General features: G+C 74.1%; 1 protein-coding gene. It reads left to right on the top strand.

The window, feature by feature from the left end:
- Positions 1-16 precede the first annotated feature (16 nt).
- Positions 17-17368, top strand: coding sequence for an SDR family NAD(P)-dependent oxidoreductase (locus tag ACJX2R_RS20455; RefSeq protein ID WP_413105911.1), 17352 nt, complete (start codon positions 17-19; stop codon positions 17366-17368).
- Positions 17369-17376 lie beyond the last annotated feature (8 nt).

Raw genomic sequence — 17376 nt, 5'->3', positions numbered from 1 at the left:
CATGGGTGAGACTCCAATGGCGGATCAGGACAAGATCCTCGACTACCTCAAGCGGGTAACTGCCGATCTGCACCAGACGCGGCAGCGTCTTCGCGAGGTCGAGTCGCAGGAGCCTGAGCCGATCGCGATCGTCGGCATGAGCTGCCGGTTCCCCGGAGGCGTCACGTCTCCGGAGGAGCTGTGGGAGCTCGTGGCCGCGGGCGGTGACGCCATCGCGGACTTCCCCACGGACCGTGGCTGGGACGTTGACGCGCTCTTCGCGGACGACCCCGACGAGCAGGGCACCAGCTACACCGACAAGGGCGGGTTCCTCGACGGCGCGGGCGAGTTCGACGCCGGGTTCTTCGGGATCAGCCCGCGCGAGACCCTCGGCATGGACCCGCAGCAGCGGCTGCTGCTGGAGACGTCCTGGGAGGCGTTCGAGCGGGCCGGGATCGACCCGGCCACGCTCCGCGGCAGCAAGGCCGGTGTCTTCGTCGGCACCAACGGCCAGGACTACCCGGAGCTGATGCACACGCTGCCGCAGGGCGTGGAGCAGTATCTGCTCACCGGCAACGCCGCCAGCGTCATCTCCGGCCGGATCTCCTACACCTTCGGCCTGGAGGGCCCGGCGCTCACCGTCGACACCGCCTGCTCGGCGTCGCTGGTGGCGCTGCACCTGGCCATCCAGGCGCTGCGCAACGGCGAGTGCTCGCTGGCGCTCACCGGCGGTGTCACGGTGATGAACAGCCCCCGCGCGTTCATCAACTTCAGCCGCCAGCGCGGCCTCGCGCCCGACGGGCGCTGCAAGGCGTTCGCGGACGGCGCGGACGGCACCGGCTGGGGCGAGGGCGTCGGCATGCTGCTGGTCGAGCGGCTGTCGGACGCCCGCCGCAACGGCCACAAGGTGCTGGCCGTCGTCCGGGGCTCCGCCATCAACCAGGACGGCGCGTCCAACGGCCTGACCGCGCCCAACGGCCCGTCCCAGCAGCGCGTCATCCGCCAGGCGCTCACCGACGCCCGGCTCACCCCGGCCCAGGTGGACGCCGTCGAGGCGCACGGCACCGGCACCAGCCTCGGCGACCCCATCGAGGCGCAGGCCCTGCTCGCCACGTACGGGCAGAACCGGGCCGAGGGCCGCCCGCTGTGGCTCGGCTCGATCAAGTCCAACTTCGGCCACACCCAGGCCGCCGCGGGTGTCGCCGGAATCATCAAGATGGTCAAGGCCATCGAGCACGGGGTGCTGCCCAGGACCCTGCACGTCGACGCCCCCTCCCGGGACGTGGACTGGGACGCGGGCGCCGTCTCCCTGCTCACCGAGAACACCCCGTGGCCGGAGACCGGCCAGCCGCGCCGCGCGGGCATCTCCTCCTTCGGCGTGAGCGGTACGAACGCGCACACCGTCATCGAGCAGCCGCCCGCCGAGGACCGGGAGGCACCCGGTGGCGATGACACCACTCCCTCGGAGTGGACCGGCATCGGCGGGCAGGTGCCGCTGCTGGTGTCCGCGCAGAGCGCACCGGCGCTGCGCGCCCAGGCCGAGCGGCTCACCGCCCGGGTGCAGGACGACCCGGGCCTCGGCCTGGTCGACCTCGCCCACTCACTGGCCACCACCCGCGCCGCGCTTGACCACCGGGCCGTGGTCCTCGCGGGCGAGGGAGGCCGTGAGGAACTGCTGCGCGGACTGGCCGAACTCGCCGAGGACGCCCCCGCGGGCGGCGTCGTCCGGGGCGAGGTCGCCGAGGGCAAGGTCGCGTTCCTCTTCACCGGCCAGGGCAGCCAGCGCGCCGGGATGGGCCGTGAGCTGTACGCGGCCGTCCCGGCCTTCGCGCGCGCCCTGGACGAGGTGTGCGCCGAGCTCGACCAGCACCTCCAGCGGCCGCTGCGCGAGGTGATGTTCGGCGACGACGGCGGATCGGACGACAGCGGGTCGCTGGACCGCACCGGCTACACCCAGCCCGCGCTGTTCGCCCTCGAAGTGGCGCTGTTCCGGCTGCTGGAGACGTGGGGCGTCAAGCCCGACTTCCTCGTCGGCCACTCCATCGGCGAACTGGCCGCCGCGCATGTAGCGGGTGTGCTCTCGCTGGCGGACGCGTGCCGGTTGGTGGCCGCGCGCGGCAGGCTGATGGAGGAACTGCCCGCCGGTGGCGCGATGATCGCCGTCCAGGCGTCCGAGGACGAGGTGGCGCCGCTGCTCACCGAGCGGGTGTCGATCGCCGCCCTCAACGGGCCGACGTCGGTCGTCATCGCGGGCGACGAGGACGAGACCGTCGCGATCGCGTCTGGCTTCGAGGCGCGGGGCCGCAAGACCAAGCGGCTCACCGTCAGCCACGCGTTCCACTCGCCGCGCATGGACGGCATGCTGGACGCCTTCCGCGAGGTCGCGCGGCAGGTGACGTACGCCCCGCCGGTCATCCCCATCATCTCCAACCTCACCGGCGGTTCGGTCTCCGCCGACGAGATCTGCTCGCCCGACTACTGGGTCCGGCACGTCCGCGAGGCGGTCCGCTTCACCGACGGCATTCGGCGGCTCGAGGAGTACGACGTCGCCACGTATGTGGAGCTGGGCCCCGACGGGGTGCTCTCCGCCATGGCGCAGGACTGCGTCACCGGCGACGGCGCCGCCTTCGTGCCCGTGCTGCGCGGCGACCGCCCCGAGGCCACCGCCCTGGCCGGTGCCCTCGCCCGCGTCCATGTGCACGGCGTGGCCGTCGACTGGGCCGCCGTCTTCGAGGGCTCCGGCGCCCGCCGCGTCGAACTGCCCACCTACGCCTTCCAGCGCGAGCTGTACTGGCCCGAGCCGCCCGGCCCCTGGACCGGCGATGTCACCGCCGCCGGGCTCGGCTCCGCCGACCATCCGCTGCTCGGCGCCGCCGTGTCGCTCGCCGACGGCGCCGGATTCCTCTTCACCGGACGGCTGTCCCTCCAGACCCACCCCTGGCTGGCCGACCACGCCGTCATGGACACCGTGCTGCTGCCCGGCACCGCCTTCGTGGAGCTGGCCATCCGCGCCGGTGACCACGTGGGCGCGGACGTCCTGGAGGAGCTCACCCTCGAGGCCCCGCTGGTCCTGCCCCCGCAGGGCGGCGTCCAGCTCCAGGTGTCCGTGGGCGCCCCGGACGAGACCGGCCGCCGCTCGCTGACCCTGCACTCGCGCCTGGAGGAGGCCCCCGACGGCACCTGGGGCGAGGGCGAGTGGACCCGCCACGCCACCGGTGTGCTCGCCGCCGGTGCCACCACTCCCGACGACAGCCTCGCCACCTGGCCCCCGGCCGGTGCCACCGAGGTCCCCGTGGACGGCCTCTACGACTGGCTCGCCGAGACCGGATTCGCCTACGGCCCGGTCTTCCAGGGGCTCCAGGGCGCCTGGCAGGACGACGACCAGGTGTACGCCGAGGTGCGGCTGCCCGAGAGCGCCCGCGCCGAGGCCGAGCTGTTCGGGCTGCACCCGGCGCTGCTGGACGCGGCCCTGCACGCCGTGGGCATCGGCTCCCTCCTGGAGGACACCGAACACGGCCGCCTCCCCTTCTCCTGGAGCGGGGTCCGGCTGCACGCCGTGGGCGCCGCCACGCTGCGCGTCCGGCTCTCGCCCGCCGGTCAGGACGCGGTGGCCGTGCTGGTGGCGGACGAGAGCGGCGCGCCCGTCGCCTCCGTCGACTCGCTGCTGCTGCGCCCCGTCTCGCCGGACCAGGTGCACGCCGCGCGCGGCGCCTTCCACGAGGCGCTGTTCCGCGTCGAGTGGACCCCCGCGCCGGTGGCCGCCAACACCACCGTCGTGGCCGGGCAGTGGGCGGTGCTGGGGGACGAACACCCCGAGCTCGCCGCCGCCCTGCCCACCGCCGCCGGGTACGCCGACCTGGCCGCGCTCGGCGCGGCCGTGGACGCCGGGGCCCCCGTGCCGCAGGCCGTCGTCGCGCCGTTCCTCGCGGATGACACCGGGCTTCCCGTCGAGGCCGCTGTGCGCGAGGCCCTGCACCGCGCGCTGGAGCTGGTCCAGAACTGGCTCGCCGACACCCGCTTCGAGGGCTCCCGGCTGGTGATCGCCACCCGTGGCGCCGTCGCCACCTCGGCGGACGCCGACACCGAGGATCTGGCCAACGCCCCGCTGTGGGGCCTGCTGCGCTCCGCGCAGTCCGAGAACCCGGACCGCTTCGTCCTGGCCGATGTTGATGGCCGCGACGAGTCGTACCGGGCGCTGTCCGCCGCCCTGGCCACCGGCGAATCGCAGCTCGCCGTCCGCTCCGGGACCGTGGTCGTACCCCGGCTGGCCAAGGTCGCCGCCGACCCCGAGCGGACCGCCCCCGCCCTCGACCCCGAGGGCACCGCCCTGGTCACCGGCGCCACCGGCACCCTCGGCGGCCTCGTCGCCCGCCATCTGGTGGCCGAGCACGGCATACGCCACCTGCTGCTGCTCAGCAGGCGCGGGGGAGACGCCCAGGGCGCCGCCGAACTCGTCGCCGAGCTGCGCGCGTCGGGCGCCGAGGTCACCCTCGCCGCCTGCGACGTGGCCGACCGCGACGCGCTCGCCGTGACGCTGGCCGCCGTCCCGGCCGAGCACCCGCTGACCGCCGTGGTGCACACCGCCGGTGTGCTGGACGACGGTGTCATCGGCTCGCTGACCGCCGAGCGCGTCGACCGCGTACTGCCGCCCAAGGTGGACGCCGCGTGGAACCTCCACGAGCTCACCCGCGACCTCGACCTGTCCGCGTTCGTGCTGTTCTCCGCAGCCGCCGGCACCCTCGGCGGCCCCGGGCAGGCCAACTACGCGGCCGCCAACGCCTTCCTGGACGCCCTCGCCCACCGGCGCCGCGCCCAGGGGCTGCCCGCCACCGCCCTCGCCTGGGGCCTGTGGGCCGAGCGCAGCGGGATGACCGGCGACCTGGACGACACCGACATCCAGCGCATCAGCCGCGCCGGAGTGGCCGCCCTCTCCTCCGAGGAGGGCCTGGCCCTCCTGGACACCGCCCTCGCCGTGGGCGACCCCACGCTCGTCCCCATGCACCTGGACCTGGCGCCGCTGCGCCACGCCGACGCGACGATGGTCCCCGCGTTGCTGCGCGGCCTGGTGCGGGCACCCGGCCGCCGCGTGGTCGAGGCGGGCGGCGCCGCCGCGCCCGGCGGGCTCGCCGACCGGCTCCTCGGGCTGTCCGTCCCCGAGCGCGACCGGCTGCTGCTGGAGATCGTCTGCGGTCAGGTGGCCGCCGTCCTCGGCTACGCGGGCCCGGAGGCCGTCGGCGCCGGGCGCGCCTTCAAGGAGCTGGGCTTCGACTCGCTCACCGCCGTCGAGCTGCGCAACCGCCTCGGCGCCGTCACGGGCGTACGGCTCCCGGCCACCCTCGTCTTCGACTACCCGACGCCGACCGCGCTCGCCGGCTTCCTGCGCACCGAGATCCTCGGCGACCAGGCCGACGAGGCCGCCGCGGCCCCGGCCGCCACCGTGGCCGTCGCCGATGACGAGCCCATCGCCATCGTCGGCATGAGCTGCCGCTACCCCGGCGGGGTCACCAGCCCCGAGGAGCTGTGGCAGCTGGTCACCGGCTCGGTGGACGCCATCTCCGGCTTCCCGACCGACCGCGGCTGGCAGCTGGAGGGACTGCTGGGCGACGACCCCGAGCAGACCGGCACCAGCGCCACCATCGAGGGCGGATTCCTCTACGACGCGGGCGAGTTCGACCCCGACTTCTTCGGCATCAACCCGCGCGAAGCCCTCGCCATGGACCCGCACCAGCGGCTGCTGCTGGAGAGCTCCTGGGAGGCGTTCGAGCGGGCCGGGATCGACCCGGCGACCGTACGCGGCAGCAAGACCGGCGTCTTCGCGGGCGTCATGTACCACGATTACCTCTCCCGGCTGACCGCCCTGCCGGAGGGCCTGGAGGGCTACCTCGGCACCGGTACGGCGGGCAGCGTGGCCTCCGGCCGGGTCGCCTACACCTTCGGTCTGGAGGGCCCGGCGGTCACCGTCGACACGGCGTGTTCGTCGTCGCTGGTGGCGCTGCACCTGGCGGCGCAGGCGCTGCGCAACGGCGAGTGCACGATGGCCCTCGCGGGCGGTGTCACCGTCATGTCCACCCCGGACACCTTCATCGACTTCAGCCGCCAGGGCGGGCTTTCGGCCAGCGGCCGCTGCAAGTCCTTCTCGGCCGACGCGGACGGCACCGGCTGGGCCGAGGGCGTGGGCATGCTGCTGGTGGAGCGGCTGTCGGACGCGAAGCGGAACGGCCACAAGGTGTTGGCGGTGGTGCGGGGCACGGCGGTCAACCAGGATGGTGCGTCGAATGGTCTGACGGCGCCGAATGGTCCGTCCCAGCAGCGGGTGATTCGTCAGGCGCTGGCGAACGCGGGTCTGTCGGCGTCCGAGGTGGACGCGGTGGAGGCGCACGGTACGGGTACGACGCTGGGCGACCCGATCGAGGCGCAGGCGCTGCTGGCCACGTACGGCAAGGAGAAGACCGAGGACCAGCCGCTGTGGCTGGGCTCGATCAAGTCCAACTTCGGCCACACGCAGGCCGCCGCCGGTGTCGCGGGCATCATCAAGATGGTGCAGGCCATGCACCACGGCGTACTGCCCCGGTCACTGCACCTCGACGAGCCCTCGCCGCATGTGGACTGGGCGGCGGGCGCGGTGTCGCTGCTGAGCGAGGCGCGGGAGTGGCCGGAGACCGGACGTCCGCGCCGGGCCGGTGTCTCCTCCTTCGGCGTCAGCGGCACCAACGCGCACGCCATCATCGAGCAGGCGCCGCGGCCCGAACCGGCCGAGGGCTCCGCGCTTCCGGCCGCCCGGCCGTCCGTGCTGCCGTGGACGGTGTCCGGGAAGAACGCCGAAGCGCTGCGGGCACAGGCCGAGCGGCTGCTCGCCGACCTGGAGCGGCGGCCGGACGTCTCCCCGACCGATCTCGCGTACTCGCTCGCGACCTCCCGCGCCGCGCTGGACCACCGTGCCGTCGTGGTCGGCGGGGACCGTGCGGCGCTGATCGCTGGCCTGGAGGCGCTGGCGCGCGGCGAGTCGGCCGCGGGGCTGGTCCAGGGCTCGGTGGCGGACGGCAAGGTGGCGTTCCTGTTCACGGGGCAGGGGAGCCAGCGGCTGGGGATGGGGCGTGAGCTCTACAACGCCTACCCGGTGTTCGCGGAGGCGTTCGACGCCGTCTGCGACGAGCTGGACGCGCATCTCGAACGGCCGCTGAAGTCCGTGGTGTTCGGGGACGACGCGGCGGAGCTGGACCGGACCGGGTTCACCCAGCCCGCGCTGTTCGCGGTTGAGGTGGCGTTGTTCCGGCTGGTTTCGGAGGCGTGGGGTCTGCGGCCCGACTTCCTCTCCGGGCATTCGATCGGTGAGCTGGCGGCCGCGCATGTGGCGGGTGTGCTGTCGTTGGCCGACGCGGCGAAGCTGGTGGCGGCGCGTGGCCGTCTGATGCAGGCGCTTCCGGCCGGTGGCGCGATGATCGCGGTGCAGGCGTCCGAGGACGAGGTGGCGCCGCTGCTGACCGAGCGCGTCAGCATTGCCGCGCTCAACGGGCCCACCTCCGTCGTCATCGCGGGCGACGAGGACGCGGCTTTGGAGATCGCTTCCGGTTTCGAGGCGCAGGGTCGTAAGACCAAGCGGCTCACGGTCAGCCACGCGTTCCACTCGCCGCGCATGGACGGGATGCTGGAGGCGTTCCGCGAGGTGGCCGAGGGGCTCACGTACGAGTCCCCGCGCATCCCGATCGTCTCCAACCTCACCGGTGGCGTGGTCTCCGCCGAGGAGATCACGACGGCCGACTTCTGGGTGCGCCACGTCCGCGAGGCCGTCCGCTTCCTCGATGGCGTCCGGACGTTGGAAGCCCAGGGCGTCACCACCTATCTCGAACTCGGCCCCGATGGCGTGCTGTCCGCCATGGCCCAGGAGTGCGTCACCGACGCCGATGCCAACACGGCCGCCTTCGCCGCCGCGCTGCGCAAGGACCGCGCCGAGGCCGAGACCGTCGCCACCGCCCTCGCCGCCCTGCACGTCCGTGGTGTGAGCCCGGACTGGGCCGCGTACTTCGCCGGGACCGGCGCCCACCGCGTCGACCTGCCGACCTACGCCTTCCAGCATCGCCGCTTCTGGCTGACGTCGCCCGCCGGCTTCGTGGGCGACGTCGAGTCGGCGGGTCTGGACCGGGCCGACCACCCCCTGCTGGGCGCGGCCGTGCCGCTGGCGGACTCCGACGGCTTCCTGTTCACCGGCAGGCTCTCCCTCGAAAGCCACCCGTGGCTGGCCGACCACGCCGTCATGGGCACCGTTCTGCTGCCCGGCACCGCCTTCGTCGAACTGGCCATCCGCGCCGGTGACCAGGTGGGCTGCGACCGGCTGGACGAGCTGACGATCGAGGCGCCGCTGGTGCTGCCCGAGCGCGGCGCGGTCCAGCTCCAGATCGTCGTCGGCGCCCCGCAGCAGGCCGGGCACCGCACGCTGGAGCTGTACTCGCGGGCACAGGACGCGCCCGCCGAGCTGCCGTGGATCCGGCATGCGAGCGGTGTGCTGGTGGCCGGTGGCCCGCGGCCCTCGTTCGACCTGACGGCGTGGCCGCCGCAGGGCGCCGAGCCCGCCGAGGTCGAGGGGCTGTACGAGCACCTGGCACAGGGCGGCTTCGCGTACGGGCCGGTGTTCCAGGGGCTGACGGCGGCCTGGCTGCGCGGCGACGAGGTATTCGCCGAGGTGCGGCTTCCGGAGGACCGCAAGGCCGACGCGGGCGGGTTCGGGCTGCACCCGGCGCTGCTGGACGCCGCGCTGCACAGCACGTTCGCCCGCGCGGGCGGCGATGAGCAGGGGCGGCTGCCGTTCTCCTGGAGCGGGGTGTCGCTGCACGCGGTGGGCGCCGACGCGCTCCGGGTGCGGCTGACCCCGGCCGGTGCCGACGGCGTGTCGCTGGAGCTGGCCGACGGCACCGGCGCCCCGGTGGCCTCGGTCGAGCAGCTGGCGCTGCGTCCGGTCTCGGCCGGGCAGCTCGCCGAGGGCCGCTCCGCCGCGTACCACGAGTCGCTGTACCGGCTGGACTGGGCCACCGTGCCGATGTCCACCGAGAGCCCGGCCGTGTCCTGGGCGGTGCTCGGCGAGGGCGCGCCCGCCCCGCTGGCCTCCGGCGCGGCGATCCACGCCGACCTGGACGCGCTGGCCGCGGCCGGGGACGCGCCCGCGTACGTCCTGGCGTACCTCGACCCGCGCGGCGCCACCGGCGACGAGGTGACCGCCGCCGTCCACACCGCCACCCAGCGGACGCTGGCGCTCGTCCGGGCGTGGCTGGCCGACGACCGGTTCGCCGCGTCCCGGCTGGTGCTCGTCACCCGGGGCGCGGTCGCCACCGCGGGCGACGCCGGGACCCACGACCTGGCGCACGCCCCGGTGTGGGGCCTGGTGCGCTCGGCGCAGTCGGAGAACCCGGACCGGCTGGTGCTGGTGGACCTCGACGGCACCGACGCCTCCTACGAGGCGCTGGGCGCCGCGCTCGCCTCCGGCGAGCCGCAGTTCGTACTGCGCCGGGGCGCCGTGCACGCCCCCCGGCTGGCGCGCACCGCCGCCGCCGGGCCCATGGTGCCGCCGCCCGGCGAGCCGGCCTGGCGGCTGGACATCCAGGACAAGGGCACCCTGGAGAACCTCACCCTGCTGCCCAGCCCGGAGGCCGCCGCGCCGCTGGAGGCCGGGCAGGTGCGGGTCGCGGTCCGGGCCGCCGGTGTGAACTTCCGCGATGTGCTCAACGCGCTCGGCATGTACCCCGGTGACGCGGGCCTGATGGGCAGCGAGGGCGCGGGAGTCGTCCTCGAGACCGGCCCCGGGGTCACCGATCTGGCGCCCGGCGACCGGGTGATGGGCATGCTGCCCGGCGGCTTCGGCCCGCTGGTGGTCGTGGACCGCCGCATGGTCGTGGCGATGCCGGAGGGCTGGTCGTACGCCCAGGCCGCGTCCGTGCCGATCGTCTTCATGACGGCCTACTACGCGCTGCGCGACCTGGCGGACCTCCAGGGCGGGGAGTCGCTGCTGGTGCACGCCGCCGCCGGTGGTGTCGGCATGGCCGCCGTGCAGCTGGCCCGCCACTGGGGCGTGGACGTCTACGCCACCGCCAGCCAGGGCAAGTGGGACACGCTGCGCTCGCTGGGGCTCGCCGACGACCGGATCGCCTCCTCCCGCGACCTGGCCTTCGAGGACACGTTCCGCGAGGCCAGCGGCGGTCGCGGCGTGGATGTCGTACTGGACTCGCTGGCCCGGGAGTTCGTGGACGCCTCGCTGCGGCTGCTGCCGCGCGGCGGCCGGTTCGTCGAGATGGGCAAGACCGACGTCCGGGTGCCCGAGGAGGTCGCCGCCGCCTACCCCGGCGTCTCCTACCAGGCGTTCGACCTCACCGAGGCGGGCCTGGACCGCATCCAGGAGATGCTGTGCGAGCTGCTGGAGCTGTTCCGGCAGGGCGCGCTGCGGGCGCTGCCGATCACCGCGTGGGACCTGCGGCAGGCCCCCGACGCGTTCCGCTACCTCAGCCAGGCCCGCCACATCGGCAAGGTCGTACTCACCGTGCCCGCGCCGTGGAACCCGGACGGCACCGTGCTGATCACCGGCGGCACCGGCACCCTGGGCGGCCTGGTCGCCCGGCACGCGGTCACCGAGCGCGGCGTACGCCGCCTGGTGCTCACCAGCCGCCGCGGTGAGCAGGCCGCGGGCGCGGCCGAACTCGCCGCCGAACTGCGCGAGCTGGGCGCCGAGGTCACCATCGCCGCCTGCGACGCGGCCGACCGGGACGCGCTCGCCGCCGTCCTGGCCGACATCCCCGCCGGGCGTCCGCTGACCGCCGTCGTGCACACCGCCGGGGTGCTGGACGACGGCGTGATCGACGCGCTGACGCCGGAGCGGCTGGAGAAGGTGCTGCGCCCCAAGGTGGACGCGGCTGTCAACCTGCACGAGCTGACCCGTGACCAGGACCTGGCCGCGTTCGTGCTGTTCTCCTCGGCGGCGGGGACGTTCGGCGGCCCCGGACAGGCCAACTACGCGGCGGCCAACTCCTTCCTGGACGCCCTGGCCCGCCACCGCCAGTCCCGGGGCCTCGTCGCCACCTCGCTGGCCTGGGGCCTGTGGGCCGAGGCCAGCGGGATGACCGGTGAGCTGGAGGCCACCGACAAGTCCCGGATGACCCGCTCCGGAGTGCTGGGGCTCTCCTCCGAGGAGGGCTTGGCGCTGTTCGACGCCGCCCAGGAGGTGGGCGACGCCTTCCTGGTGCCCATGCAGCTGGACCTGGCGCCGATGACCGGCGCGCCGATTGAGATGGTGCCGCCGCTGCTGCGCGGTCTGGTGCGCGGCGGTACGACCCGCCGCACCGCCGAGTCGGGCGCGGCCGGGGACGGCTCCTCGCTGGTGGAGCGGCTGGTCCGGCTGGACGCGGCCGAGCGCGAGCAGACCCTGCTCGACCTGGTGCGCGCCCAGGTGGCCGTGGTGCTCGGCCATGACTCGCCCGACGCGGTGGAGGCGAGCCGGGCCTTCAAGGACCTCGGCTTCGACTCGCTGACCGCGGTGGAGTTCCGCAACCGCCTCGGCGGCGCCGCCGGGCTGCGGCTGCCCGCCACGCTGGTCTTCGACTACCCGACGCCGACCGCGCTCGCCGGATATCTGCTGGAGGAACTGCTCGGCTCCGAGGCGGCGGCCGCCGTGCCCGCACGGGCGGAAGGCCCGGCGGGTGCCGTGACGGACGAGGACGACCCGATCGCCATCATCGCGATGAGCTGCCGCTTCCCCGGGGACGTACGCACCCCCGAGGATCTGTGGGAGCTGCTGGCCGAGGGCCGGGACGGCATCGCCCGGCTGCCGGAGGACCGGGGCTGGGACCTGGAGGCGTTCTACGACCCGGACCCGGACCGGCCCGGCACCTCGTACGCCCGCGAGGGCGGCTTCTACTACGACGCCCACCACTTCGACCCGGGATTCTTCGGCATCAACCCGCGCGAGGCACTGGCCATGGACCCCCAGCAGCGGCTGCTGCTGGAGACCTCCTGGGAGTCCTTCGAGCGGGCGGGCCTCGACCCGGGGGCGCTGCGCGGCAAGCAGGTCGGCGTGTTCGTCGGCCAGATGCACAACGACTACGTGTCCCGGCTGCACACCGTCCCCGAAGGCGTCGAGGGTTACCTCGGCACCGGCGGCTCCAGCAGCATCGCCTCCGGCCGGGTGGCGTACACCTTCGGCTTCGAGGGCCCGGCGGTCACCGTCGACACGGCGTGTTCGTCGTCGCTGGTGGCGCTGCACCTGGCGGCGCAGGCGCTGCGCAACGGCGAGTGCACGATGGCCCTCGCGGGCGGTGTCACCATCATCACCACCCCCGATGTCTTCACCGAGTTCAGCCGCCAGCGCGGCCTGGCCAGGAACGGCCGCTGCAAGCCGTTCGCCGCGGCCGCCGACGGCACGGCCTGGGGCGAGGGCGTGGGCATGCTGCTGGTGGAGCGGTTGTCGGACGCGAAGCGGAACGGCCACAAGGTGTTGGCGGTGGTGCGGGGCACGGCGGTCAACCAGGATGGTGCGTCGAATGGTCTGACGGCGCCGAATGGTCCGTCGCAGCAGCGGGTGATTCGTCAGGCGCTGGCGAACGCGGGTCTGTCGGCGTCCGAGGTGGACGCGGTGGAGGCGCACGGTACGGGTACGACGCTGGGCGACCCGATCGAGGCGCAGGCGCTGCTGGCCACGTACGGCAAGGAGAAGACCGAGGACCAGCCGCTGTGGTTGGGCTCGATCAAGTCCAACTTCGGCCATACGCAGGCCGCCGCCGGTGTCGCGGGCATCATCAAGATGGTGCAGGCGATGCGGCACGGTGTGCTGCCGAAGTCGCTGCACATCGATGAGCCGTCGCCGCATGTGGACTGGGCGGCGGGCGCGGTGTCGCTGCTGAGCGAGGCGCGGGAGTGGCCGGAGACCGGGCGTCCGCGCCGGGCCGGTATCTCGTCCTTCGGCATGAGCGGCACCAACGCGCACGCCATCATCGAGCAGATGCCGGAGCCCGAGGCGACGGAGGCTTCCGCGCTTCCGTCGTCCGCGCTCCCGCCGGGTGAGCCGTCCGCGCTGCCGTGGGTGGTGTCCGCCAAGTCCCCCGAGGCGCTGCGCGCCCAGGGGGCCCGGCTCCGCGCCCATGTGGCCGACCGCCCCGAGCTGTCCCTGGCCGACCTCGGCCACTCCCTGGCCACCTCCCGGGTGCCCTTCGAGCACCGGGCGACCCTCGTCGCCCGGGACCGGGACGCCTTCCTGGCCGGTCTCGACGCCCTCGCCGAGGGCCGCACCACGACCGGTCTTGTCGAGGGCACGGTGGCCGAGGGCGGCAAGCTGGCCGTCCTGTTCACCGGCCAGGGCAGCCAGCGGCTCGGCATGGGCCGCGAGCTCTACGACGCCCACCCGGCGTTCGCCGAGGCGCTGGACGAGGTGTGCGACGCGCTGGACCCGCACCTCGAACGGCCCCTGAAGACGGTGATGTTCGGGGACGACGCGGAGCGGCTGGACCAGACCGGCTTCACCCAGCCCGCGCTGTTCGCGACCGAGGTGGCGCTGTTCCGCCTGGTCCAGGCGTGGGGCGTGAAGCCGGACTTCCTCTCCGGCCACTCCATCGGCGAACTCGCGGCGGCCCATGTGGCCGGTGTGCTCTCGTTGGCCGACGCGGCGAAGCTGGTGGCCGCCCGTGGGCGGTTGATGCAGCGGCTGCCGGACGGTGGCGCGATGATCGCCGTCCAGGCGTCCGAGGACGAGGTGGCCCCGCGGCTCGGCAAGCGTGTGAGCATCGCCGCCGTCAACGGCCCGACCTCGGTCGTGGTCGCGGGCGACGAGGACGCGGCACTGGAGATCGCGGCGGCCTTCGAGGCGGAGGGCCGCAAGACCAAGCGGCTCACGGTCAGCCACGCGTTCCACTCGCCCCACATGGACGGCATGCTGGACGCCTTCCGCGAGGTGGCGCGGGGGCTCACGTACCAGGCCCCGCGCATCCCGATCGTCTCCAACCTGACCGGTGCCGTGGTCCCCGCCGAGGAGATCACGACGGCTGACTTCTGGGTGCGCCACGTCCGCGAGGCCGTCCGCTTCCTGGATGGAGTGCGGACCCTGGAGGCGCAGAACGTCTCGACGTACGTCGAGCTGGGCCCCGACGGCGTCCTGACCGCGATGGCCCAGGACTGCGTGACCGGCGAAGACGCCGCGTTCATCTCGGCGCTGCGCAAGGGCCGCCCCGAGGCCGAGACGCTGCTCACGGCGATCGGCACCGCCCATGTCCGGGGCGCCGCCGTGGACTTCGGTCCGCTGTTCGCCCCGTACGGCCCGCGGCTGGTCGATCTGCCGACGTACGCCTTCCAGCGCCGCTCGTTCTGGCTGGACGCCGGACCCACCGGCGGCGACGCCACCGCGATCGGCCTGCACGCGGCGGGCCACCCGCTGCTGGGCGCCGCCGTGGAACTGCCCGACTCGGACGGCATCGCCTTCACCGGACGGCTCTCCCTCCAGACCCAGCCCTGGCTCGCCGACCACGCCGTCATGGGCACGGTGCTGCTGCCCGGCACCGCCTTCGTGGAACTCGCCCTGCGCGCCGGGGACCACGCGGGCTGCGACCGCCTGGACGAACTCACCCTGGAAGCCCCCCTGATCGTCCCCGACCAGGGCGCCATCCAACTCCGCCTCTCCCTGGCCGCCCCCGACGACACCGGCCGCCGCGCGCTCACCCTGCACTCCCGTGCCGAAGGCGCCCCGACGGACGAACCGTGGCTGCGCCACGCCACGGGCGCACTGGTGGCGTCGGACGGTACGACACCGTCGTTCAACCTGACCGCCTGGCCGCCCGCCGAGGCCGAGAAGATCGAGGTAGCGGGCCTCTACGAGGGCCTGGCCGAGGCGGGCTTCGCCTACGGCCCGGTCTTCCAGGGCCTGACGGCCGCCTGGCGGCGCGGCGACGAGGTGTTCGCCGAGGTAAGCCTGCCGGAGGACCGCACGTCCGACGCCACCGCGTTCGGCCTGCACCCGGCGCTGCTGGACGCCGCGCTGCACGCACTGGGCCTGAGCGCGGCCGGAGAGGGCAACGGCCAGGGCCGCCTGCCGTTCTCGTGGACCGGAGTGTCCCTGCACGCGGTGGGCGCGTCGGCCCTGCGGGTGCGGCTGGGCGGCACGACCACAGGCACGGTGTCGTTGGAGCTCGCCGATGTGACGGGCGCCCCGGTGGCATCGATCGAGGGCCTGGCCCTCCGCACGATCTCCCCGGACCAACTGAGCGCCACCCGCCCGGCCGCCGCGTCCGACGCCCTGTTCCGCGTGGACTGGACCCCGACCCCGGCCCAGTCCACCGAGGTAACCCCCAACAGCTGGGCAGCGGTGGGCCCCGACACCCTGGGCGTCCCGACCTACGCCGATCTGAACGCACTGGCAGAAGCGATCGCCTCCGGCACGCCGCTCCCGGAATACGTCGTGGCCGACCTGGCCAACCAAGCCCGTCCGGCGCTTGAGGACACGCCCGAAGGGCGCCCGAGCGCGGCATCTTCAGCCCGTCCGGCGCTTGAGGACCGGGGCCAAGGGGCGGAGCCCCTTGTTTCGGGAAGGGGCGGGACTGGGGAAAATTCCTCGCCCGCCGAGACGGCGCACCAGGCCACCACCCACACCCTGTCCCTCCTCCAGCAATGGCTGACCGAAGACCGCTTCGCGAACTCGCGTCTGGTCCTTCTGACCACGGGAGCCGTAAGCACCGGCACGGCCGAGCCGGCGACCGACCCGGCCCAAGCCGCCATCTGGGGCCTGGCCCGCTCCGCCCAGGCGGAAAACCCGGACCGCATCGTCCTCGTGGACACCGACGCCAAGGGCGAGCCCCAAGACACCCTCGCCACCGCCCTGGCAACGGGCGAACCCCAAATCGCCCTCCGCGACGGCGCCCCCCGGGCGCCAAGGCTGGCACGCGCCACCGTGCCGACGGCGACGGCGACGGCCACGGAGACGGCCACGGAGACTGAGACGGAAAACCAAGCGCCCGAGTGGAACGCAGACGGCACCGTCCTCCTCACCGGCGCCACCGGCACCCTCGGCGCCCTGATGGCCAAGCACCTCGTGTCCAAGCACGGCGTACGCCACCTCCTCCTGCTCAGCCGCCGCGGCGAAAACGCCCCGGGCGCCACGGAACTCACCACCGAGCTACGCGAGCTGGGCGCCGAACCCCACTGGGCGGCCTGCGACGCCGCCGACCGAAACGCCCTCGCCGAGGCCATCGCGAACATCCCCGCCGCCCACCCCCTCACCGCCGTGATCCACACGGCAGGCGTCCTGGACGACGGAGTGATCGGCTCGCTCACCCCCGAGCGCATGGCCACCGTGGCCCGCCCGAAGGCACACGCGGCGTGGAACCTCCACGAGCTGACCCAGGACGCGGACCTGTCCGCGTTCATCCTGTTCAGCTCGGCCGCAGGCGTATTCGGCGGCCCCGGACAGGGCAACTACGCGGCGGCCAACGCCTTCCTGGATGCCCTGGCCCAGCACCGCCGCGCGGGCGGCCTGCCCGCCACCTCCCTCGCCTGGGGCCTGTGGTCGGTGGCCGGAGGCATGGGCGGTGAGCTGGACGAGGCCGAGATCGCCCGCATCCGGCGCGGCGGAGTCGGAGTGCTCACGGCCGAGAGCGGCATGGAACTGTTCGACGCCGCACTGCGCGTCACGCAGGACACCACACAGGGCACACAGGGCACCACACAGAGCACCACACAGAACCCGAACGAAGCCCTACTCGTACCGCTGCCGCTCGACATGGCCGCCCTCAGGGCACAGGCGGGGAGCGGCATGCTGCCCGCCCTCTTCCGCGGCCTCGTCCGGGCCCCCGCCCGCCGCGCCGCGGAGTCCGCCGCGGCCGCCGCGGCCGGTGCCGAGGCGCTGCGCGAACGGCTCGCCGGGCTCTCCGAGCCCGAGCGCGAGGAGGTGCTGCTGGAGCTGGTGTGCACCCAGGTGGCGGCCGTCCTCGGCTACCCCGGCCCGGAGACGGTCGACCCGGCCCGCTCGTTCAGCGAGGTCGGCTTCGACTCGCTCACCGCGGTCGAGCTCCGCAACCGTCTCAACGCGACGACCGGAGTCCGCCTCCCGGCGACGCTGGTCTTCGACTACCCGACCCCAAACGCACTGGTCGAGTACCTCAGGGGCGAGATCCTTCCGGACGACGCGTCCGCGGTCACCTCGCTGCTCGCGGAGCTCGACGGACTGGAGAAGTCCCTGGCCCTGGCCCTGGCCCTGCCCGGAGCCACCCCCGACGACGAGGGCCGGAGCAGGGTCACCGCGCGGCTCCAGGCCCTGCTCGCGCAATGGAATGACAACCGAGGACCGGAAGACGGCGCCGGAGTCGCCGAGGAGCTGGAGTCCGCCACGGACGACGACCTCTTCGACTTCATCGGCAAGGAATTCGGGATCTCCTGAAGTGACCG

The organism is Streptomyces sp. Inha503 (genome assembly GCF_047215865.1).
Lineage (GTDB): Bacteria > Actinomycetota > Actinomycetes > Streptomycetales > Streptomycetaceae > Streptomyces > Streptomyces lycopersici.
The sequence above is the reverse complement of the archived record's forward strand: the minus strand, read 5'-3'. Positions and strand labels throughout refer to the sequence as shown.